Source organism: Vibrio syngnathi (assembly GCF_002119525.1).
Taxonomy (GTDB): domain Bacteria; phylum Pseudomonadota; class Gammaproteobacteria; order Enterobacterales; family Vibrionaceae; genus Vibrio; species Vibrio syngnathi.
Genome location: NZ_CP017917.1, coordinates 453,377 through 475,532, shown reverse-complemented (window position 1 = coordinate 475,532; position 22,156 = coordinate 453,377). Strand labels below are relative to the sequence as shown.

The window sequence follows — 22,156 nt, the reverse complement described above, 5'->3', positions numbered from 1 at the left end:
CCCGCCGACCTTCTCTTAAACAAGCGGTGAGTATTCTGGGATTTCATTACGACCACGCAAGGCCAAAAAGGCTAGGAATTGCTGTGGCGAATGAGTGATCACTTTACTCGAATCCACGCCCACTTCATCAAGTAGTGAAGACACGAGATCCAACCCGCCCACATCTATGCAGAAATGCGCATCGCTACCTGTCGTAATAAACGCACCTTTCGCTTTAGCAATTCTTGCGATCTCGTAACAACGGTCAACACTACCCACACGGCTATTGCCTTTGAGTGTGGTGTTGTTTATTTCAATCGCCACGTTGTTCTCAACTGCACATTGAATAACGGCTTCAAAATCGAAATCAAAATTAGGATTGCCTAAGTGACCAAGTGCATCGATTCGACCGCCCTTAATCACATTCACGAGGGCCTCTGTATGGGTAGTGACATCCGATGGGCGAAATACTGGCTCATGAAAGCTCGCGATCACCCAATCCAAGTTCTTATCCACACTCGGGTGAATATCGATTTCACCTTGAGTGTTCATGATATTTGACTCGACACCACGGATAATGGCGACATCTTCAATAAAACGAGGGAGCACACGCTGATTGCTGAAGAACCAATAGTGTGGCGCGCCCGGCATGGATTCTGAATGGTCGGTGGTACAAAACATAGCCAAACCATTTTGCTTTGCCGACTTAGCGTTTTCGATCAATGTGCTGTAAGCATGACCACTTGCGTATGTGTGGGTGTGAGTATCTACTTTGAGTTCCATGAATCAATGCTCTCTTCGCTTAGTCAAAAAACGTTTTTCAGAAAAAATTATTAGCCTCTTCTAGAAAGGAGTACCTGTACCCTTTTCTGAAAATAAGTGCCTCGTGGCAACAATTTGACCAGTTTATCAGTTGAAAGTGACAATTAGCACCCAAACATAAGAGTTTATTGTGGTTCATTCATACATCACCATAAAGCTACGATTCGTTCATTAGGTGGGTTGGTCACCCATCGCTTGTTTGTAAAAGACGACATCAGCCGTGGGATGCTCGTGGAACTTGGCGAACCCGTCTCTAATCCACACTAAGATTTCTATTTTGTTTGCCCAAAAAACAAATTAAAACAAGAAAGTGTGCTAAAACTGAGAACATGGTTAAGACATGAATTCACACGCTCAGAGACAACACGGAGCCATGACATTCAAGAACAAGACCAAACTATCAATCCATACAGTGAGTAACTGCTCAGCAAGCTTACAAGAGGCCATTATGATTATTACCACCACACAATCAGTCGAAGGCAAGCGTATTGTCGATTACAAAGGGGTTATTGCCGGAGAAGCCATTCTAGGGGTCAACGTTTTCAAAGATATGTTCTCAGGTATTCGAGACTTTGTAGGTGGACGTTCTGGCACCTATGAAAAAGAATTAGAAAAAGCACGTAACTACGCATTCAAAGAGTTGGAACAGAAAGCGATTGAAGCGGGTGCCAACGCGGTGGTGGGTGTCGACATCGATTATGAAGTATTGGGAACAGGTAATGGCATGTTGATGGTATCCGCCAGCGGCACAGCGGTTGTCGTTGCTTAGTCATTTAGTCATTTAGTCATTTAGTCATTTAGTCATTTAGTCATTTAGTCATTTAGTCATTTAGTCATTTAAGACCTAAACACATGAACTCCTGACACGTTAAGGGCTTAATCTATTAGGCTATTAGATTATTAGATTATTAGATTATTAGATTATTAGATTATTAGATTATTTAAACCCTTTGGTGATTAGCCGCCAAAGGGTTTGAACATTTATCAGCTGACACTTAGCCTGACGTAACTCGTGTAACCTTTTGCTCAGAGAGCATCTCATCAAACGACGCAACTCTCGCCAAAAATTCACCCTTATTTTCAGGCAAGATAGAACTCGCTAAAGGTAGATTGGCTTTCATCGAATCTACAGCTCTTCCTCGAACCAGCACTTCAAAATGCAAATGAGGCCCCGTCAAGCGGCCTGTAGCACCAGACAAGGCAATTTTCTGACCTCGCTTAACCTGTTGCCCTTTCTTAACCAAGAATCGACTCAAATGCAGATAGCGAGTTTTGTAAACACTGTTATGTTCAATCACTATGTATTTCCCTGCGTATGGATGGTCACGAAGTGCTACAACTCTACCGTCTCCGGTGGAATAAACCGGTGCACCTACCGGAGTCGCGAAATCAGTGCCATTATGCGGTGATACACGTCCAGTCACAGGATGTTTTCGGAATGGATTGAATGACGAAGTGATTCTTCGGAATTTGTTATCTACCGGATATCGATTAAAGGCTTGTTCAAGGCTATTGCCACCTCTGTCATAGAAGCGCCCATCCGAGGCTAGAAACGCGGCCACTTCCTTACCTCGTAACATAATCGATATTCCTTGGATCTCTGTTTTTCCTGTTAGATGGTCGCCTGTGTATTGCTCATTGACCAACACATTAAACTCATCACCCGCTCTTAACTGCTTTGAGAAGTTAATCTTGTCTCTTAACGTTCGAGTTATATTTGCGATCTGCGCGGTTGTTAATCCCGCTTTGTATGCTGACGTTGAAAAGCTGCCATGAACGGTGCCCGTATAGAGCTTTTCTTTCCATTCGCCGGGCATTTCATGGAATTGATAGTCAAAACTTCCAGCATCATTTTTGGTAAAGACAGCTTGCTCAACCAAACTCTCATGATAAATCAGTTTCACTAAATCTTTCGAATCACCATCTAAAAGCAACTCCAGATGATCACCAGGCTTTATTGTGTCGAGCTTCAAAGACTCTAGATCCGCTTCCATCACCTTCTGAACAGTCCCATACGGCAGTTTCCATGATGAGAATATGTTGCTGAGCGTGTCGCCTATCTTCACGAAATAATGAACTTTCACAAGTGTTCTTGAGCTTGATTCTGAGCTTAATGACTGCTCTTCATTAGCAGGTAAACTTTCGAAAGGGGTGACTTGAATTGAAATTTCTTTTGCTGGTTCGGATTGAAAATGGAGTAAAGCTGAAAGTGAGAATGCGCAGGTAGCAATAAGGATCAGGCCTATACGGATGAAATTCATAAAATACTTAACAGTGATAACAAGGAAGCTTGTGAATGTTATAACATAGCAATTAAGTAATAAAAACAGACGGAATATAAGAAACCGTTCGGTACCAATAGTAAAAGTATGATGGGCGAGTGAAGCCCACCACCTTATGTGACATTACTCTTCACAAAGCGCTTCAAAACGATCTAAGCCGCGTAGCATCTCAAAGTCTGGCTCTTCAGCTAGCAACTCTCTCATTGAACCACTAGCTTCTATAGCGCGATCTAAGTCATCGATAGCTTGACCCTCTGCCCCTAATCTAGCGTAGGCACAAGCGCGCTGGTACAAGGCATGAGCATTTTGGTCATCGACTTCTAATACACGGTTACAAAGACTCATTGCCCAATGGTATTCCTGTATATCCATCGCAGCGTCAGCTTTGGCAGTTAGTGCTTCTAAATCTCCAGGACGAACCTTTAGTATTTCATCGTAGATTTCAATCTTTTGCTCTGCCGTTTGTGCGTTCTGTGCTCTCAACCAGAGGTTATGAATCTCATTGATAATTTCAATTTCTCGGTTGTTGTCGGAAATGATTCTGGTCTTGCGCTTAAGATCCCTTTCAAGAACATTAAACTTCTTCTCATAATCTTGAGCGATAGAATTAAGTCGCTTATCAGCCATGTCTTGAGTTGTATGTTTAAGCTCTTTGATGGATTGCCAACCAACCAAAGCAATAAGCGAAGCGACACCTGCAATGATATAGAAAAAATACGTCACGGTGACATTAGCGTAGTTCAAAGACTTATCTGCCACAGACAACTCACGGTCGGTCATCTGAATGGTCAAACGTCTTTCAAGATCCTGCTGTTCCATTCGTAACTGCTTCAACTCATCTAAGATGTAGCGTTCCATCAATGGTCTATCCAAGTATTCTTGATCTGAGTACTTAACCTCTTCGCTTGCAAAACTCATCGTGCTGAACACCGAGATAACTGCAATCAATAAGATTCGAAGCATTATAAATTCCTTATATATTTTATCTTTAAGCTAACTGTATCTTGTAATAGTCACACAAGCTAGGAAGTTGACAAGTTTGGCTTATTCGTATTAGTTAATAGCTATACATAGCTCGAATGTCACTCACTTCTACAATCGACTCTTTCAACCATCGACTCTTTTAACACTCGATTCCTTCAACCACCGACTCTTCCAACAACCCTGCATAAATTCCATTGTGTGCCACCAGCTGTCGATGGTTACCTTGTTCAACAATTTCACCCTTTTCCAACACAAGAATCGTGTCTGAGTGACGAACGGTACTCAAACGGTGTGCAATCGCAATCACGGTTTTGTCCTTAAACAGACGCTGCATTGCTTTTTGGATGAGGTCTTCGGTGATTGAATCCACCGAGCTAGTTGCTTCATCAAGCATCATCAGTTGTCCACCTTGAGCAACCGCTCTAGCGAACGAAATAAGTTGCGTTTGCCCCACAGAAAGGTTGGATCCGTTCTTTTCTAAATGGAAGTCATAGCTTTGTGGCAATTGTTCAATAAACTTATCGGCGTACACATAGCGTGCTGCTTGTTCAACCTCAGTTCTAGATAGATGCGTTTTGCCCAGCGCGATATTGAATTGGATTGTCTCTTCAAACAGGTGCACGTCTTGCATCATCATTGAGAACAAATGAGCAGAGTCTTCGCTTGAGATCTGCGACAGCTCTATTCCATTCAACAAAATGCTGCCTTCATAGTCTTGGTAGGTTTTAGAGATCAGACGCAGAATCGTCGACTTGCCAGATCCGGTCGAACCCACAAGCGCGATTTGATGCCCTTTCTCCAATAAAAACGAGACATTCTTTAGAACGTATGGAGAGTCGTCTTTGTAGCGGAAGCTCACGTTCTTAAACTCTAGGCTCACAAACTGTTCGAGCTGTTTTTCAACCTTGCTCGATAGCAACAGGTTACGCCCTTCTTCTTCAGTCGGCTCAACAAACAGCTCTTCAATATGGTCAAACGCTGCAAATGAACTCTGAATCGAAGCAATCTGCGAAGTAAAATCACGGATCGGAACAAACACTTTCTCTAAGGTGTTGATGAACGCAATTAGCACACCCAACGTGAGTGCCCCTTCTATCACTTGCTCAGAACCATACCAGATCATAATTGCGATGGTGATAGAGGTGATGCCAGAGATAAACGAGAACAAGATCGCATCGTATTTATTTATCTTTTTCTGCGCTCTTAAAAACTCATTGGTATAGCCTTGGTAACGCTGTTCTACTTGATCTTCCGCTCGGTACATCTGAACGGTTTTCATACCAAATAAGACTTCTTGTAAAAAGCCAATACCACGAGCGAGCGAAGAACGAGTCACCTTGTACAGTTCACGAAGTCGGTTTCTCACATACACCGTCAAATACATCACTGGTGGCATGATAATCAAAACGATCATGGTTAATTGCCAATCAATGAAGAACATCATCACCAATAGCGCAATGGTGTTAATACTGTCCTTCACTAGGCCAACAACCGATTGAACAAACGTCTCGCCGATGGTTTCCAAGTCGCTGGTTAGTCGTGAAAGCGTGACGCCAATCGGTGTGTTATCAAAATAGCGGCGCGGTAGTTTAAGTACGCGATCAAACAACACTGAACGCATGTCGGTTATTGTGTACTGCCCCGTTTTTCGTAGGTTGTACGAATAGGTGGTATCCACCACATAGCTCGCCACCAGCACAGCAACTAGATAGAAGACATATTCGAGCAGTCCATCCATATCCCCATGGCTCAGATGTACATCAATCACTTGAATGATAAGCCAAGGAAACAATAGGCTTGTAATGACAGAGAGCGGAAGCATAGCAATGCCCAGAATCGCAGAGCGTTTGTATTTCTTAGCAAACTTAAAAAAGTGCTTGAGGTACTTGAGGTCAACACCTTTTAACATGCTGCTGCCTCCGTTTCATTCTGCTGTAACTGCCATGTATCGTAATAGTAATCGCACGTTTTCAATAACGTCGCGTGGTCGCCCTTCGCAATCACCTTACCTTCGTTCAACACGATAATTTCATCCATATATTCAAGGGCATTAACACGGTGTGAAACCACAAGTACCGATTGATTTTCCAAGCGTTTAAACAAGCCCTCTAAAATTTTACGTTCTGTTTCATAGTCGACAGCCGATAGAACGTTATCCATGATGATCAGGTCGGTGGGTTGCAATAAAGATCGCGCAATGCTCAAGCGCTGTTTCTGACCACCCGACAACATGATCCCTTTCTCACCGACTAAGGTTTGGTCTCCATGCTCAAAACGTGTCACGTCACTGGCCAACTGGCTGAGCTCCAGCACTTCATCAACCTGACTCTTTGCCAAGTCAGTATCTAAGCTACCAAAGCGGATATTGTCTTCAACGGTTGCTGAAAACAGGTAAGGATCTTGAGTCACTGTTTTCACATAACGACGTAAATCACTGCGAGAGAAGCTAGTGACATCTCTTTCGCCAAAGAAAATAGAACCTTGTGGCACATCCAAATGATGGTTCAAGCAATTCACTAATGTCGTTTTGCCCGCTCCGATCCCGCCTAGCACACCCACTTTCTTACCTGCTGGAATGTCAAAGCTGATGTCATCGAGAATCAGACGCTCTTCACCTGAATAGCTGAAACTGAGGTTGCGAATAGAGAACGTTTTTCCCTTCAGCGATTCAACATCTAGCTCAGTGAGCTTAACTTCATCAAGCTCTGGAATTTTGGCATTAAGAATGGTTTGTACACTTTGAATACCTACCATGCCACGCTGATAAATGGTCGCGATTCTGCCTAATTGCATCAATGGCATTGCCAACAAAACCGAATAAGTCAGAAAGGCGGTAATCTCACCTAGGGTTAGCTCTTGTCTCATTAGCATGTAGCCACCAAGCCCTAGAATGATGATTTTCATCAGGTCATTGGCGTAGTCGAGTACTGGCATAAAGAAGACTTGAATACGTGTAATTTTAAGGCGGCATTCAAGTAATAACTGATTAAGCTTTTCAGTTTCAGCTTTGACCCAAGGTGACATCTGCTGGCTCTTAATCAAGTCAATCCCAGACAGGTAACTCATTAGCTGAGCAGACAAGTTTTGTAGACGTTTCATGTGCTCTAAATGCAGTATTTTCATACGCTTGAAGCCCACTCGGAAAATCACAAAAGCGATTGAGATAGGAATAATCGAATACAGTGTGAGTTCTGGTGATATACGCCACATATAAAGAGGTGTCAGCGATAGCGCGAGTAACGCGTTGAAAAACTGAAGAAACCCCACACCAAACATCAGTCGGATGCCGCTAAGGTCATTATTTATGATTGAAATTAGCCGACCCGATGCAAAGCGTTCATGAAAACTGCTCGGTAAGCGATTTAGCTTTTGTAGAAGTGTGCTTTTGAGCGCTGCTTCTGTAATTCGCCCCGGATTAAGCGCATAGATACGAGACAGAATTCTCACCACCACCATGGCAACCGACATACCGACCACGATCCAAACATAGGTTTGAAGCTGCTGATGGCCCGTTGTTGAAGCATCCTCAATAAGATCGATGGCAAGTTGGATATAACGAGGGATCTCTACCTGTAACCAGTTAACGAGAAAAATGAACACAATCGCCAGTAAGTACGAGGTGCGATTCATGCGCAAATAATGGGCAACAAACTGTCTTTTATTCATAGTCTTCTTTGTTTAGGGCAGGCTCACCGAGTTTTGGTGATTTCGTAAAGCTAGAAATGAGCGTCACTTAAGTAAAGATACACCTAAAACACCGGATTGATAATATCACTCCATTCATTTTATACAGGTTATCTCAGGTCTCGATGTTAGAAAAATTCACAACAAAAGCGCCGAAAACAAAGTTACCGCCGAAATGGCGGTAACTTTGTTTAGTAGAAGAGAGAAATTAAAGAGTGACGTCTACGTTGTCGTTCTCAATATTCACAAGGAGTTTCACTTCGCTTCCCAATGCCGACGGATACCAGACTTCAACCCATACTTTATCTACATGATTGGGTAAAAGGAGAGTTGTAGAGAACTCAATATCTTGATTGATTGGACTCCTCAACACTTGTGAGGTGTAATCGACAACATCACCATTGAACTCTGTATAAATACTCACGAAACCTCGAGAACTTTGCGAGCTTGCTACGTCTACTCTTACAGACACTTCTCTCTCTGTAGAAAAGTCAAAACCTTCCGGTATAGATAACTCAGATGATTTAATAGACTGCGTTGCCACCACTGGAGCAGGTGTCACCACGTTATTGCTACCAACGGTCGAATTACTCGGTGGAGTGGCGGAGACCGAAGCTGTCGTATTGCTCGGAGGAGCGACAGTACTTGGAGATGAAGCGGTACTATCACCGCCGCCTCCGCCACCACAAGCTGAAAGGAATACAAAGCCTACACCACTCAAAATTAGTTTGATTGTTTTCATAAATCCTCCTGATTAATCTTCCGTTGACCAAGTTTTATCGGCGTTAGGGTTTTGGTACCACGTTGGTTTTGAAGCACCGCCTGATGTAGCCCACTCAGCAAACTCGGGGTACACCTCACTAACATCAATGTATTCTGATGGATGATTCCAAGGTGATGAAATTAAGATACCCCAAGGCATGTTTTGTGTCGTTCGGTAGTATTTATCACTAGACGGGTCTGAATCATCTTGTGCAATACCATAGAAATCACTCACTAACGTGCCACGCGACGTTGGTGGGAAGTCCGCAGTATGGATTTCTAAGTCTTTCCCCGGCGATGTAGAGAAACTGTCACCATGGTAATAACCCGCTCCCGCACCAAAGATGAATGGGTCGAAGCCACTTAATGGCATCAGTGAACTCGCTGTGGGCTCGCTTCCAGAAGCAAACGGCAGAGAAATACTGAACGTCATTTGGTCAGCTTCTAACGTCGGACTACAAGAAGGATTAGTACGGTGGAACATACACTCACCGTTAATCGGCAGATCATTTTTTAGGTTCAACGACGCGACAACAACGAGGTCTCCTCCTGGCGATGCAACGCTTTTGTCTTCACCCGTAAACGGCGAAATATTTACCCGAGTCGCGCCATTCTTTTGTACTCGAGCCGTTTGAAGATCGACATCTGACTCATCGAAGCCATCAAGCTTCCATCCCAATCCATTACCATAAGAAGCACCGTAGGCCATTATGGTTCCCGTAATATCCATTCGCAGCACTGCGTCATCTTTACTTAAAATGGTGGTGCGGTAGTAAACCACAACGTCATTTAAGTCGAAGTCACCAACTTCTGGCCAATTATCTTCGAAGGCCGCTGTATAGTAATTCGAATGTTGAACCGTTGTGCCAAGATCCGTAACGTTAAACACGTAGTCCTCAACTTCACCATCACCAACGTAACCGTCACTCGGAATGTTAGGGCTACTCGCTAAACGGAATCGAGTTTGCACGCTCCCAACGACAGCATCATCACCCACTCGAATAGGGACGACTTGGCTTCCGTCGACAACAGAATGATTTTTTAATATCTGCTCGTCATCCTCAAAAGATCCATTCATATCCCAGTCAGCCCAAGCTTGCAGGTAACCACTCCCGACAACGTTGACATTAATTAAACTGTCTAGGCCGATTTCAAAGTTCGTCAACAATGCAATTCCGTCATCGTCATTTCCGCCAACGTCCAAATCGTCGCCGTTGGATGATGCGCCAGGTTGGCCATCTGTATCGGCATCAACGCTAGCGCCTAAATACAGTGTGGAAGATATCGCATGCTCAGCACCGTTGCTCGCCTGCAACGTTCCATAGCTATCAGGCGCGTCACCAAAATCAGATTCATCTGAACTTTCTATTGGCGTAGTAAATCCAGATAAATCCCAATTACCATCAAATGCCGAGAATATTGGGTTGGGGAAACTACTGCCACTGCTGGTAACCGTTTCAAATTGTAGAGTTACAATCGAGGTATTCTTGTAGGTGAATTTTACAGCCCCGGAGGTGTCGGTTTCGGAATAGTTCGTACCTGGGCCAGTGAATAGCACCGACGTTCCATCAGCACTCTCTTCCGCCGTTAAACTCGCGCTTGCACTACCAAGTTGATAACTGTAGAAACCTTCACTTTTAAACACTCTGACTTGCTCCGACTGCACGGGTTCGCCATCAATGTCGTAGCCAATCATATCAAATTCGGGAAGTGTATAAGGCACTGAGAACGTACCTGACAGGCCATCCGTACCATCATAAAATTCAAACGTATAGGTTAGACCAGCAGAGCCCGCAGAGTTAGTTTGATAGAGAAAACCAATATCTCCTGAGGGCTGTACTGCACCAACTTTGTAGTTCGGAGCATGAAACAGAAATGTCGCATCACCGAACACACTACTAGACACTTTGGCATCTATTGTTTTCCCATCATGCGATCCAACATTGAGGAAGTGCATCGAAGCCCCGTCGTAGGTTGGCCCAGCCCATGAACTGCTGCCGTTCGTCGCCTCTACATGATTTGAAAAGTCCAAATCCACGGTCGTCGCGTAGGTAGGAACACTGACCACTGCCGTCATAAGATAAATAACTTGCTTGTATTTCATAGTAAACCTCGACTTCTTCTTCGCATGAGCGATTTCCTTGAAAAGTGTGTGAACTCTGAACGGCAAGTTAACGATGCGTCTCCGTTAACTCTGAAACAAACTATTCGCATCTTTGTTTATTGTTTTGGTGCCGATAAAGCGAGCTGCTAAATACAAGGAAGCAAAAGAGAAGCCAAGTTTTCAACCATTTTGAAATCACCTTATTGCATTGAAAAATAAGACTTATTTTTCTCAATTCAAATTACAGTAAGAATAAAACGGTCTTTTCTTCAAAATAAGAATCAATTTGATGAAGGTTAGCCAACTTGATGAGAGGTTAGCCAACTGGATGAAAGATAAGTCAACTTGAAAGTCTGTTAGATGCAGCCACGTTTTATGCTGTCGGAAAACTAGATGGCGTGCTTAAGGACTGGAGATATTTTACTGAAAACTCAAATTACGATGGGTTAGCTCAACTAATGGAGGGAGGAATTATTGTTAGTTCATGGTGAGCAAAAACTGTTTAAAAACGCTCTGCTTTTAAACAGTTTTGATTGATTAAAAGGGTTACAGCTTTTCTTTTGCGATTAGATGCAGCAAAAAGGTTTCGCGCTCAATGCTCATGCCCTTTTTAGGGCTCTCAGCCATGGTTTTTTCGTTGTGTGCGATCGCTTCTTGGATATTCATCCACACCGGTTTCATCCCGTTTTTCACTTCGTAATCTTCGTAAGCTGTTTCGCCAAGCTCACGATCAATCTTGCATGAGTAGCAGTAAGAGATCATGTGCATGATATCCGCATCATCTTTATACCAAGGGCGAAACTCTTCAAAAATACCGAACGGTTTAATATTGTGAATGTTCTTCGCACCTGTCTCTTCTTCAAGCTCACGGACCATACCTGCGATCACATCTTCATCGTCATCCAAACCACCACCAGGAATGGTGTAATCGTGATAACGCTCGGTATAAAGCATCAAAATATCTTCGCCATCTAACACAATGGCACGTGCAGCATTGCGCTTATATACCGTCTTATTGTCTAGGTGATCGATATCAGGATGAATAGTGGTTTTTAGGTGTCTCATGATTCTGACTGCTCTACTGAATTTGGCGGCATCATATCATAATCATCAATAGATTCGAGGTTCTCCGTCCCCTGTAAGAACACATAACCTCTGATTTTGAGCGCTGTTTGCCCACGGCCATCGAGTCAAAATAACCATCAAGTAGCGTCTTATTGACAGAGACCGTTCCTGTTAGAGCCTCAGCTATGCCAGCTTGATCAAACACTCAGAAAGCAGTTAAAAATAGTGAAATATCAACCTATTTCAATATCTTGACCAAATTAGAACAACCTTTTCTGAAATCTAAAATATACTCATTTCATAGAGCTTCTAATCTGGTTCTGTAGAACTTAACGCATTCGATTATAGAGTTATCACATAGGAGATAAACATGAAGAAAATTGGTTTGATGGCTGTATTTGCCGTTGTGTTGGGCGGTTGTGCAAACGACTATGCAGAATATAGCGAAGGACAACGTGTTTCAGTCGCTAACCCAGCCGCGGTTTATTGTGTTCAACAAAATGGTGAATTAGAAACCGTAACTGAAAACAATCAACGCACTACTTATTGCGTATTTAATGACGGCGAACGTATCGAGCAATGGGAATACTACCGCAACAACCATGAGCAAAAAGAAGAAAGCTAAACTGCGATATCGTGAACTGTTGACGTCGCACCTATACACGACGTTAACCCTTCACCAACTCCACCCAATCAAATCCCATGACATTAGGTAAACTGTCCGCTATCGAACGGTCAGTTTACCTTCCTATACACCTCAACTTTATACACACAGCACCTATATACACAAAGCACCTTTTAGCTACCTATACGTGTCGCTAATATTGGTGTTTTTCGCTATCTCCACCAGCGATGTGTGTGATCTGATTCTGGATCTAAATAACGATTCAATAAAGTCAGGTTAGTATCGAGCAATGCTAGGTACTCCCTAACTTTTTCTCTGTCGATTCCGACTGGGGTATTTTGGATGCAAGTCTCCAACACTGGAAGCAAACTTTCTACGATATCAAAATGAGATGAACGCCCGACTAACTCTTTTGCCGCTAGCAAGGCTTCCAGAGACAACCTTTCTGGCTCTCTTCTTACTGAATCCAAATCTCTCTTAAATGCCCCCACAGAGACACCTTCAAGATAAACTCGGTAGGTCGTCAGGGCATCCATTAACAGAAACAATTGCCCTTGCTCTGTTTGATGAGGGTATGGCACCGCAACATGAGCCTCTAGCTGACGATCTATTTGTAGATCCACCCCAAGTGCAGAGCACTTCTCGACCAAAACCTTAAGCAAACCTTGCTCGTCCATCAGTGATTGAATCTCGAAGATACGTTGTAAGTGGTAGTCATTAGAAACGAACGTCACCTTCACACTCTGCCCGCGTGTAAACAGCCCACTTTTAATCATCTCTGAGGCCAAGTTTTGAATGTTCTCAACCGTATTTGTCGAATGCTGCTCAAGTAAAACCGCCCCTATGGGAAGCGGATACTCACGTTGATTTTCAAGCTCTCGAAAATACTCGTGCATCATATCGGCCTCAGAAACGGTTTGCCCTTGTGTCACCCCACCACAGAACGCCACAGCCGTTTGTTGGTTCGACTTTTCAGCCAAAGGCCCCGACAGATACTCAACTAAAGCATCAACTCGACTGATTCCTTCATTAGTCAATTTATTCTCATGAAGTCGCTTACCTAGCACAATAAGGAGGTGAATAATGCTCATTTTATGTTCAAGTCTCGTTTTAGTGATTAGATGGAGTGAATTATGTATACAATACTTATTAACAAAAGTATTTTGAAATTCTTACATGTTGCTCTCAATAATGCTCACTATTGATAGCAACATCTCGGGTCATACAAGAATAGACGTGTCGCTTTAAAGCAAACATAGCACGCTCTTGTATTTCATCGTTCTATGCTCATTAACACCAGTTTCAATAAAAGAAACGTTTTAAGCAAAGAACCAGCTCAATCGAAGCACTGTTTCAGACAAGGCACTGTTTCACCCAAATAACAGGTTCACTCAAAGAAGTGGAACTAACAAAATACAAATTTTACACAGAGTTCGTACATCGAACCGTCTTCACAGGAAGTTACTATGCTGTCTATTTTTGATATCTACAAAATTGGGGTTGGGCCGTCCAGCTCCCACACAAATGGACCAATGATCGCTGGGTTTAACTTTACCCAAAAAATTGATGCTCAGCTTACACAAGTAAAGCGTATTCAAATCGACTTATACGGCTCGTTATCATTAACGGGTATTGGTCACCATACAGACAGAGCGACCTTATTAGGTTTACTCGGTAACCGCCCCGACACCATTAAAATTACCAGTGCTAACCAAGCAATGCGTAAAGCAATTGAAGATAAGTCTCTACTGGTTAGCGGTAACCATGAAATTCACTTCGACGTAGAAAGCGACTTGCTGTTCCATAAAACCAACCTTCCGCTGCATGAAAATGGCATGACCATCTCTGCCTTTGACGCAAGCGGTAGTCTTTTAGAGATGGAAACATATTACTCAATTGGTGGTGGCTTTATCGCAACCGCTGATGAGCTACAAAATGGCAAGCAAGAAGCGAAAACGCAAGTTGAGTTCCCTTTTACTTCTGCTGACCAGCTACTTGAATTATCAGAGCAACAAGGACTTAGCCTTGGAGGCTTAATCCTGCGTAATGAAGTGTCTTTCCAAGGTATGGATGCGATTGACCAGAAAGCAGACCAAATCTGGAAGGTGATGTCTCTGTGCATGCAGCGAGGCTTCGACACCGAAGGCATCCTTGATGGCGGTCTAGAAGTGACGCGTCGAGCCCCTGCTCTTTTGAAAAAGCTTGAGGCCAATGCTTCGATTGAAAACGATCCAATGGAGATCATGGATTGGATTAACCTATTTGCCTTTGCTGTTAGTGAAGAAAACGCTGCGGGTGGACAAGTCGTAACATCGCCAACTAACGGAGCGGCTGGCGTTATCCCTGCGGTACTAATGTACTACCACCGCTTCATCAAAGAGCTAGACACCAAGCAGTTGAAAGACTTTTTAGCAGTCTCTGGCGCTATTGGCATCTTGTACAAAACCAACGCTTCGATTTCTGGTGCAGAAGTGGGTTGTCAGGGCGAAGTTGGCGTATCTTCATCAATGGCAGCAGCAGGCTTAACCGCCCTACGCGGTGGTAGCAACGAGCAAATCTGTATTGCAGCTGAAATCGCTATGGAACACTCACTAGGCATGACATGTGATCCAATCGGTGGTCTTGTTCAAGTACCGTGTATTGAACGTAATGCAATGGGCGCGATGAAAGCAATCAATGCATCACGTATGGCGCTGAAACGTACCAGCAAGTGCCTTATCTCGTTAGACAAGGTTATCGCAACCATGTACCAAACAGGTAAAGACATGAACAAGAAGTACCGTGAAACGTCCTTAGGTGGCTTGGCCGTGATCCACATGGCTCCACCTTGTGAATAACAGCTAAAACACGAGTCGAGAAAGCCCCGTAGAGACGGCATTTTAGTTCGATTCCCAAACAAAGCCAGCCACCAAGCTGGCTTTTTTATTGGCTAAAATCCAGCAGCTGATTGAAATTGATATTCACTGAATGTTTTACAAGATTACCACCTGTAACTTTCCTTTCTTGGCGCTCGGATTAGCAACAAATAAATCTGACCGACATTTACACAACCATCCACTAGCAAAATCTAACATTGCATATTTAACGCATGAGAAAAATGAATCGCCCGATAAGAAAAGATATAGAGAGCAAAGTAACGAACACAGCAAATGTTTCATTTTATGTATTGCTATTAATGATATTATAATTGGGTAATTACACTACATATCAACACAAATGTGAGAATAAAATAATGTGGAATAGATTAAACAAATCAATGATGTTCTGCCAGATGATGTTCGGACTTTCGTTCTATGGCGTCATGGTGATCTTGACTCGTTTCTTCCTTGAAGATCTGAATTACAACGAAGCCGACACCATGATGGTTGTTGGTGCTTTCTCTGCAATCGGACCGCTATTTGCTATCGCAGGCGGTTTCATCGCCGACAAATTTTTAGGCGCATACCGATCATTGACCATTGCCTTTCTCGGATTCGCAAGTGGTTACGGTCTACTGGTACTAGGTGCCGCAGCGACTCATGTTCCAATGGCTTTATGTGGTATTGCTTTAGCGAGTTATGCGCGTGGTTTGATGTCCCCTTCTTACCCTAGTCTTTACAAACGCACGTTCAAAACTCAAGAAGATTTCGAAAATTGCTACCCAATTAACTACTCAGTAAACAATATTGGTGCTCTATTAGGTCAATACCTGTTCCCAATGCTAGTGCTGGTTGTCGGTTTCCACGGTGGCTTTCTTCTTTCAGGTGTTCTAGCCGGTGCTGCACTTCTGATGATGCTCTTTGTTCGCAAGGGCCTTGTTGAAGCAAGTGCTGAAATCGATCAACAACCAGTAAGCACTAAAAACTGGGCTGCGTTCCTTGGTCTTTCTGCTGCGATGATTGGCTTGGTATTCTTCATGTTTTCTAACATGGATATCGGCCAGAACATTGTTTACGCAATTGGTGGTGCAGCGATCGTCTACTTTGTCTCTTTGATGATGAAATCGAAGAAGTCAGACATGCTGAAGATGGGTACGATCTTAATCATCACATTCCTGACAACATGTTTCTTCGTCTACTACGGCCAAATGATGACGTCGATGACAATGGTAGCGATCAACACAATGCGTGGCGATCTATTAGGTTTCATCCCTGTAGCCCCAGAAGCTTCAATGGCAATGAACCCACTTTGGTGTATGGTTGCAGGCCCTATTATTACGGGTATCTTCTCTAAGTTAGAAAAGAAAAACATTCACTTCTCTACCGCAACCAAAGTAGGTTTCTCTTTCATTCTGACGGCGATCGCTTTCGGTATCTTAACGATGGCAGTAACGACCGTAGGTGAAGATATTCTGATTCGCCCTGAAGTGTTCTTAGCAATCCACTTCTTCCTAGCATTTGGTGAAGTTATTGTTGGTTCTATGGTTGTAGCCTTCATTCTGTCTGTTGCACCTAAGCACATCGAGAACTTCTCAGTGAGCTTATTCTCTGTAGCAATCGCAATGTCAGGCATTGTTGGTGCTGTATTCTCAACGTCTATTGCACTTGAGAAAGGCCAAGAGATCACACAAGAGATCGTTCAAACGGTTTACGGTGATTACTTCCAAATGCTGACTGTTCTAGCGGTTGTAATGGTGGGTATCGCAATGGCAGCATCGTTCATTATTCGTAAGATGCTAGACGCAGCGAAAGCCGCAGATGAGACGATTGAACTAGAGCAAGCAAACAGCTAATTCTGCTCACGTTAAATAGCGCTAACACTTCAAGCCCTTTAGTTTCCTAAAGGGCTTTTTTGGTTGGTATGGAGCCAGGCTAAATAGATAGGTGATTCAAGTTACGTTGCGTCTGTGTAAATTACAGTAAATGATAACTATTATTATTGAGTGTTTTCATGTTCAGGATTATGATGTGAAAATCAAAATCTAAGAGAGCCTTATATGAGCAAGCCTAGCCCTATCACATTAACTGTTACTCAAACCTCAACCATTACACCGAACATGCAGCGTATAACGCTTAGCGGTGAAGGATTAAGTAAGTATCCAACCGAATGTGCCGGCGGCTACATCAAGCTTTTATTCTCGCCACTCGGCACAGCTGATTTAAGCCAACTCAATGATGGTCAGCGCCCAACCATGCGCACTTACACCATTCGTCAGTACAACCCTGTAGAAAACTGGATTGAGGTTGATTTCGTTCGCCACATCACTACAGATTTGCAGTGTGGTTTTGCAGCACGGTGGGCAATGAACGCGAAAGTGGGTGACACAGTTTCAGTGGCTGGCCCAGGTTTAATTCAAGGACTTAACCTTGAGTCAGACTGGTTCTTCTTAGTTGCAGACATGACATCCCTACCTGCGCTCTCTGCAAAAGTAAAATCGCTTCCAGAACACGCCGTAGGCCATGCCGTCATCCAGATCAACTCAGCAGCAGATAAACAAACGCTTGAAGCACCTCAAGGTATAAAAGTCATTTGGTTAATTGAAGATGAAACTGAAGAAACACTTTCACAAACGGTTCGCAATTTAGAATGGTTAGACGGTCAGGTTTCAATTTGGACAGCGTGTGAGTTTGAAAGCATGCGCGAGCTGAGACAATACTTCCGAAACGAAAAACAAGTCGCGAAAGAGAACATCTACATCAGCAGTTATTGGAAGCGTGGCGTCACTGAAGACGGCCACAAAGTGTTGAAGCAACAAGATGCTCAAGCTTTAGTGGGTTAAAGATCCTTGCTACAAAAGCCTTGTTCCTAAAAGCAGAGAAAGACAAATTGAAAACGCCCTTAACGAAATTCGTATCGCTAAGGGCGTTTTAGTTTGAATCCAATGAAGAGCAAAGCTGACATGTAAAATTAGATACTCTCACCCACTTCAATCTCGTAACCGAGATCCAGCTTCGCCACCCATTCTTTGTTGCCTTGTAAACGCGCTACAACTTGCTGTGCAGCGACTTTACCAATCTGCTCCCTTGGTGTTACTACAGTCGCTAAACGAGGCGTCATCGCCACTGTGATGTCGTGTCCGTGGAAACCTGCAATCGCCATCTGCTCGGGTACTTGAATACCACGTCGTACACACTCGTAAAAAGCACCAATCGCTAAATCATCGTTAGTACAGAAAATGCCATTCACTTGTGGGTGTTTCTCAAGTAGCTCACCAATCAGTTTAGCACCAAGAGTAAACGAGGAAGCGTCTTCCGTTTGCAGCGTTACTGGTGTTTTGTCGGCTTCTTGCATTGCATGCTCGTAGCCCGCCATTTTCAAGCGAGTACGCTCATCCATTCGAGCAGCTAAATAAGCGATATTGGTGCGCCCTCGGTCGAGCATAGTTTTGGTCATCGCTCTAGCCGCTTCGAAGTTATCAAAGCCCACTGCTTGTTCAATACGGGGAGACACCGAATCCATAATTTCAATCACAGGAATAGAAACAGTCTGCAGCATTTTACGCGCTCTATCAGTGTGCACGTTTTCTGAAAGGATAATCGCATCAACGTTGTAAGAAAGCAGTGAAGCGATGCTCTGCTCTTCCAGTTCAGCGCTATAGCCATAGTGGGCAATCATGGTTTGGTAGCCCGCAGGCGCGGTAACTTGTTCAATGCCACGGATAACTTCGGCGAAAACTTGGTTAGTTAACGAGGGAACAAGAACACCGATAGCATTACTTTTTGCGTTAGAAAGAATGTCTGGCGCACGATTAGGGATGTAACCTAACTCGTCTACTGCAGCGCTGATCTTATCTCGCAGTGCTTCTGATACCTGTGAAGAGTCTCTTAGACAGCGACTGACGGTCATTTTGGTGACACCAACTAGGTTGGCAACATCTTGTAATGTGGGGCGTTTTTTCTTACTTAGCATACTGACAGCATCATGGTTACGATTAATGTTACTGGTAACATAGTAACGAATTTCGACTACTTTAGAAGAACTAAACACCTAAAACTTGATATCAGATCATAAACACACACGTCGCTTTACCACTAATAAAACTAACAATACTTCTTTTCGAAGACGATGTTCAATAAGTTCTCAACTTACACTTGATGTGTATATTACGTATTAAAAACCCCAACCTAAGATGATCAAGATTGGGGTTTATCTTAACCCATTGCAGTTGCGTACATAGCCTACCCCTATTAAAGAGGCAGTAGCCTGTCTCTATTCGTTACCTAGCAACCGATGTCCATCAAGAATGCAAGATCGCTGTCCGCCGTGAACGTTTCAGCAAGTTGACCATGCTTAAAGAGCTTCATTGGCTTGCCTGTCGCGGTGTGGTACGTTAATTTTCCTTCACACACTTGCAGCATCGTCCCTTCAGGGATACCAACAACGACTTCACTTGGGTTCATACACAAGAACTCTTCAATACGTTCATCACGTGTTTCGCCCATATGCCCAGAAATGGATGCTTCTATATAGTGAGGGTTGATCTGAAATGGCACAAAATTAAGCGCAGGCAAGATAGCAGCACTGACAATTGGCATGTCATTAGTGGTACGGATCGTTGGGGTTGCGACATTTGTTCCCGCACTCCAACCAATAAACAGCTTACCTTTGTTGATCACAGCATCACGCATCGGTGTTACCAAGCCTAGGTCGTGAAGCATACGGTTAAGCACCCACGTATTACCGCCACTAATGATGATACCATCAACCTCTTTCAAGGCTTGCACTGGGTCTTCGGCTTCATGAATACTCACCACTTCGCAATCATATTCATCGAACACTTGCTGCAATTGTTGCGTGCGATCTGAGTATTGCCCTCGAATCATTGCGAATGGAATAAACAACATTTTTTTAGGCTGAGTTTTTTCCATCATTGGACGAATCCACTCTTTACCATACTCTAAAAGTGATGTGTCACCTGGTAACTTACCGTTACTAAATAGCATTACATTCATTACAACCTCACTACAATTTGCAAATTTACTATATATTATTTTGATATTCTCTTGAACTACAGCACTTGCCGCTTTCAAAGACTCTACGGGTAAGTATTCATAAATTGAGGGGAAGTAATGTGCGCCAGTAAACAAGTTCGGAAAAGGAATGACCTTTTGAGATAAAACAGTTCCGTCATAACCATAACGCGAAGGAATTGAGCGCATTTCTATTCCAGCATTATTGTAATAATCGAAATCATTAAACATCTTTTCAATTTGGGGAAAACTTTTCTATAACAACCATGAAGTAATCAAGGGAATCTATAATCCCCACAACCAAAGGTGCGCAACCTATGATAGTCATGTTGAGATGATGGTCATACGTTATGGTGGCGTCAGTAGTTAATAGATTTGTTCGACATGTTTGTTTTGGTTTAAAACGAATAAAAATAACGCCCTCTTATTTGAGGGCGTTATCGATTGTTTAAGCGTTCACTTTTACTTCAGTTCTTGGAGACTGACTCCAAGTCACGTGAAACTTTTCTGCTTCATCTCTATCGACTCGCGAATAAGTATGAGAACCAAAATAGTCACGTTGCGCTTGCAGCAGATTTGCAGGCAACACCTCACAACGTAATGAATCGAAGTAACTCAGAGCAGAGCTGATTCCCGGCATCGGCACACCATACAGAGCTGAGTTCGCTACCGCGATGCGCCAAGCAAGCTCACGCTCTTCCACTTGTTTGATGAAAGCCTCATCAAACAACAGGTTCGCCAGCTCACCATTTTGTTGATAAGCCGATGTAATACCTTGTAAGAATGCTGCACGAATAATACAACCCGCTCGCCAAATCTTAGCAATTTGAGTGAAATCGAGATTCCACCCCTCTTTGTCTGACGCTGTTTTCAGTAAATCAAAGCCTTGCGCGTAAACAGACAACTTGGCGCAGTATAGAGCATCGTGAAGCTCAGAAATAACCTCTGTTTTATCCAACTGGCTAGCATCAGCAATATTGCCCTTTAGAAGCTGACTACCTTGAATACGTTGTGATTTTTGACCGCTCATCGCTCGTGCATAAACCGCCTGTGCAATGGTTGGGGTTGGACACCCTTCTTGAAGGCTGTTAACTGCTGTCCACAAACCCGTGCCTTTCTGCCCTGCTTTATCAAGCACAACCTCAACGAACGGCTTACCCGTTACAACATCTTCTTGTTGAAGAATATCGGCACTGATTTCCATCAGGTAACTATTAAGTACACCATTGTTCCATTGCTCAAAGACTTGTCCAATCTCTTGAGCTGGCATATCAAGCACATCACGCATGAACTGGTAAACTTCACAAATTAGCTGCATGTCGGCATATTCAATACCATTGTGTACCATTTTTACATAGTGCCCTGTACCAGAAGGACCAACATACGCCGCGCACGCTTCACCCGCTTCAAACTGACCAACAGGTAGTCCATTAGCATCCACTTTTGCAGCAATCGCTTCCCACATTGGTTTCACATATTGCCAAGCCGATTGGTCGCCACTCGCCATGAGCGCAGGGCCAACACGAGCCCCTTCTTCTCCACCAGAAACAGCGGTGCTAAAGAAACGAAGCTTGCCTTTGTAGTTCACTTCGCGTGCTTCGGTATCTGTCCAAAGGCTGTTGCCTGTATCGATAACAATGTCATCCTTTTCTAAGCCAGCATCAAGCAAGCTATTCACGACGATATCGACAGGTTTTCCAGCAGGAACCGACAACGCGATTACACGCGGCTTAGCTAGCCCTTGCAGCACATGCTCAAGGCTAGCCCCTTGTGTGAACTTACCTTTACCAGTAAACGATTCATTAAGCAGCTTTGCTTCTGAACTGGCGCGATCAATGTTGTCTGTATTCAAGTCAAAGCCAGCAACGTTAAAGCCGTTATCCAGTAGGTTGAGTGCTAGGCTTTTGCCCATCACTCCTAAACCAATCATCGCGATGTCGTTTTTTAACTGAGTCATGGT

Annotated in this window: 17 protein-coding genes and 2 pseudogenes; 6 read left to right on the top strand and 13 right to left on the bottom strand. The window is 43.6% G+C overall.

Translation table 11 applies throughout. The features are described 5' to 3' along the window. Positions 1-15: 15 nt before the first annotated feature. Positions 16-762 (bottom strand): phosphatase, encoded by a 747-nt coding sequence (locus tag K08M4_RS17035; protein ID WP_086050753.1) that lies wholly within the window; start codon positions 760-762, stop codon positions 16-18. Positions 763-954: 192 nt separating this feature from the next. On the opposite strand from K08M4_RS17035, the pseudogene K08M4_RS17030 reads away from it, so the two are divergent. Further along, positions 955-1,221 (top strand): annotated as a pseudogene (locus tag K08M4_RS17030) (LysR family transcriptional regulator); the annotation flags it as partial. A 28-nt stretch (positions 1,222-1,249) separates the two neighbouring features. Then, positions 1,250-1,570: a heavy metal-binding domain-containing protein gene (locus K08M4_RS17025; RefSeq protein ID WP_004730185.1), complete on the top strand. Its 321-nt coding sequence runs from the start codon at positions 1,250-1,252 to the stop codon at positions 1,568-1,570. Between the two features lie 226 nt (positions 1,571-1,796). Here the strand turns inward: K08M4_RS17025 and K08M4_RS17020 are convergent, their stop codons facing one another. From K08M4_RS17020 to K08M4_RS16985, 7 genes are all read right to left on the bottom strand, one after another. Continuing rightward, positions 1,797-3,062, bottom strand: coding sequence for a peptidoglycan DD-metalloendopeptidase family protein (locus K08M4_RS17020; RefSeq protein WP_086050752.1), 1,266 nt, complete (start codon positions 3,060-3,062; stop codon positions 1,797-1,799). A 144-nt stretch (positions 3,063-3,206) separates the two neighbouring features. After that, complete coding sequence (locus tag K08M4_RS17015) at positions 3,207-4,046, bottom strand: tetratricopeptide repeat protein (RefSeq protein WP_086050751.1); 840 nt, start codon at positions 4,044-4,046, stop codon at positions 3,207-3,209. A 160-nt stretch (positions 4,047-4,206) separates the two neighbouring features. Continuing rightward, positions 4,207-5,976 (bottom strand): ABC transporter ATP-binding protein, encoded by a 1,770-nt coding sequence (locus tag K08M4_RS17010; RefSeq protein ID WP_086050750.1) that lies wholly within the window; start codon positions 5,974-5,976, stop codon positions 4,207-4,209. Continuing rightward, a complete protein-coding gene (locus K08M4_RS17005) occupies positions 5,970-7,733 on the bottom strand; it encodes an ABC transporter ATP-binding protein (protein WP_086050749.1) in 1,764 nt (587 codons plus the stop codon). The genes K08M4_RS17010 and K08M4_RS17005 overlap by 7 nt, the downstream gene beginning before the upstream one ends. A 226-nt stretch (positions 7,734-7,959) precedes the next feature. Beyond that, on the bottom strand, positions 7,960-8,493 hold the full coding sequence (locus tag K08M4_RS17000; RefSeq protein ID WP_086050748.1) for a hypothetical protein: 534 nt from the start codon (positions 8,491-8,493) through the stop codon (positions 7,960-7,962). Between the two features lie 12 nt (positions 8,494-8,505). Then, on the bottom strand, positions 8,506-10,617 hold the full coding sequence (locus K08M4_RS16995) for an LruC domain-containing protein (protein WP_086050747.1): 2,112 nt from the start codon (positions 10,615-10,617) through the stop codon (positions 8,506-8,508). Positions 10,618-11,163: 546 nt separating this feature from the next. Beyond that, positions 11,164-11,682, bottom strand: coding sequence for an NUDIX hydrolase (locus tag K08M4_RS16985; RefSeq protein WP_086050746.1), 519 nt, complete (start codon positions 11,680-11,682; stop codon positions 11,164-11,166). A gap of 370 nt (positions 11,683-12,052) precedes the next feature. Here K08M4_RS16985 and K08M4_RS16980 point away from each other — a divergent pair, with 370 nt between their 5' ends. Beyond that, a complete protein-coding gene (locus K08M4_RS16980) occupies positions 12,053-12,307 on the top strand; it encodes a putative hemolysin (RefSeq protein WP_086050745.1) in 255 nt (84 codons plus the stop codon). Positions 12,308-12,519: 212 nt separating this feature from the next. On the opposite strand, the gene K08M4_RS16975 is transcribed toward K08M4_RS16980, so the two are convergent. After that, positions 12,520-13,398: a YdcF family protein gene (locus K08M4_RS16975; protein ID WP_086050744.1), complete on the bottom strand. Its 879-nt coding sequence runs from the start codon at positions 13,396-13,398 to the stop codon at positions 12,520-12,522. Positions 13,399-13,773: 375 nt separating this feature from the next. On the opposite strand from K08M4_RS16975, the gene K08M4_RS16970 reads away from it, so the two are divergent. From K08M4_RS16970 to K08M4_RS16960, 3 genes are all read left to right on the top strand, one after another. Continuing rightward, positions 13,774-15,144, top strand: coding sequence for an L-serine ammonia-lyase (locus K08M4_RS16970; protein ID WP_086050743.1), 1,371 nt, complete (start codon positions 13,774-13,776; stop codon positions 15,142-15,144). Between the two features lie 395 nt (positions 15,145-15,539). Next, on the top strand, positions 15,540-17,018 hold the full coding sequence (locus tag K08M4_RS16965; protein ID WP_086050742.1) for a peptide MFS transporter: 1,479 nt from the start codon (positions 15,540-15,542) through the stop codon (positions 17,016-17,018). Positions 17,019-17,222: 204 nt separating this feature from the next. Next, complete coding sequence (locus K08M4_RS16960) at positions 17,223-18,005, top strand: siderophore-interacting protein (protein WP_086050741.1); 783 nt, start codon at positions 17,223-17,225, stop codon at positions 18,003-18,005. Positions 18,006-18,133: 128 nt separating this feature from the next. Here the strand turns inward: K08M4_RS16960 and gntR are convergent, their stop codons facing one another. From gntR to gnd, 4 genes and pseudogenes are all read right to left on the bottom strand, one after another. Beyond that, complete coding sequence (gntR, locus tag K08M4_RS16955; RefSeq protein ID WP_086051500.1) at positions 18,134-19,135, bottom strand: gluconate operon transcriptional repressor GntR; 1,002 nt, start codon at positions 19,133-19,135, stop codon at positions 18,134-18,136. A gap of 311 nt (positions 19,136-19,446) precedes the next feature. After that, complete coding sequence (gene pepE / locus K08M4_RS16950; protein ID WP_012600367.1) at positions 19,447-20,178, bottom strand: dipeptidase PepE; 732 nt, start codon at positions 20,176-20,178, stop codon at positions 19,447-19,449. Positions 20,179-20,202: 24 nt separating this feature from the next. Then, positions 20,203-20,406: pseudogene (locus tag K08M4_RS22160) on the bottom strand (peptidase T); the annotation flags it as partial. A gap of 238 nt (positions 20,407-20,644) precedes the next feature. After that, complete coding sequence (gene gnd / locus K08M4_RS16945) at positions 20,645-22,153, bottom strand: NADP-dependent phosphogluconate dehydrogenase (protein ID WP_086050739.1); 1,509 nt, start codon at positions 22,151-22,153, stop codon at positions 20,645-20,647. Positions 22,154-22,156 lie beyond the last annotated feature (3 nt).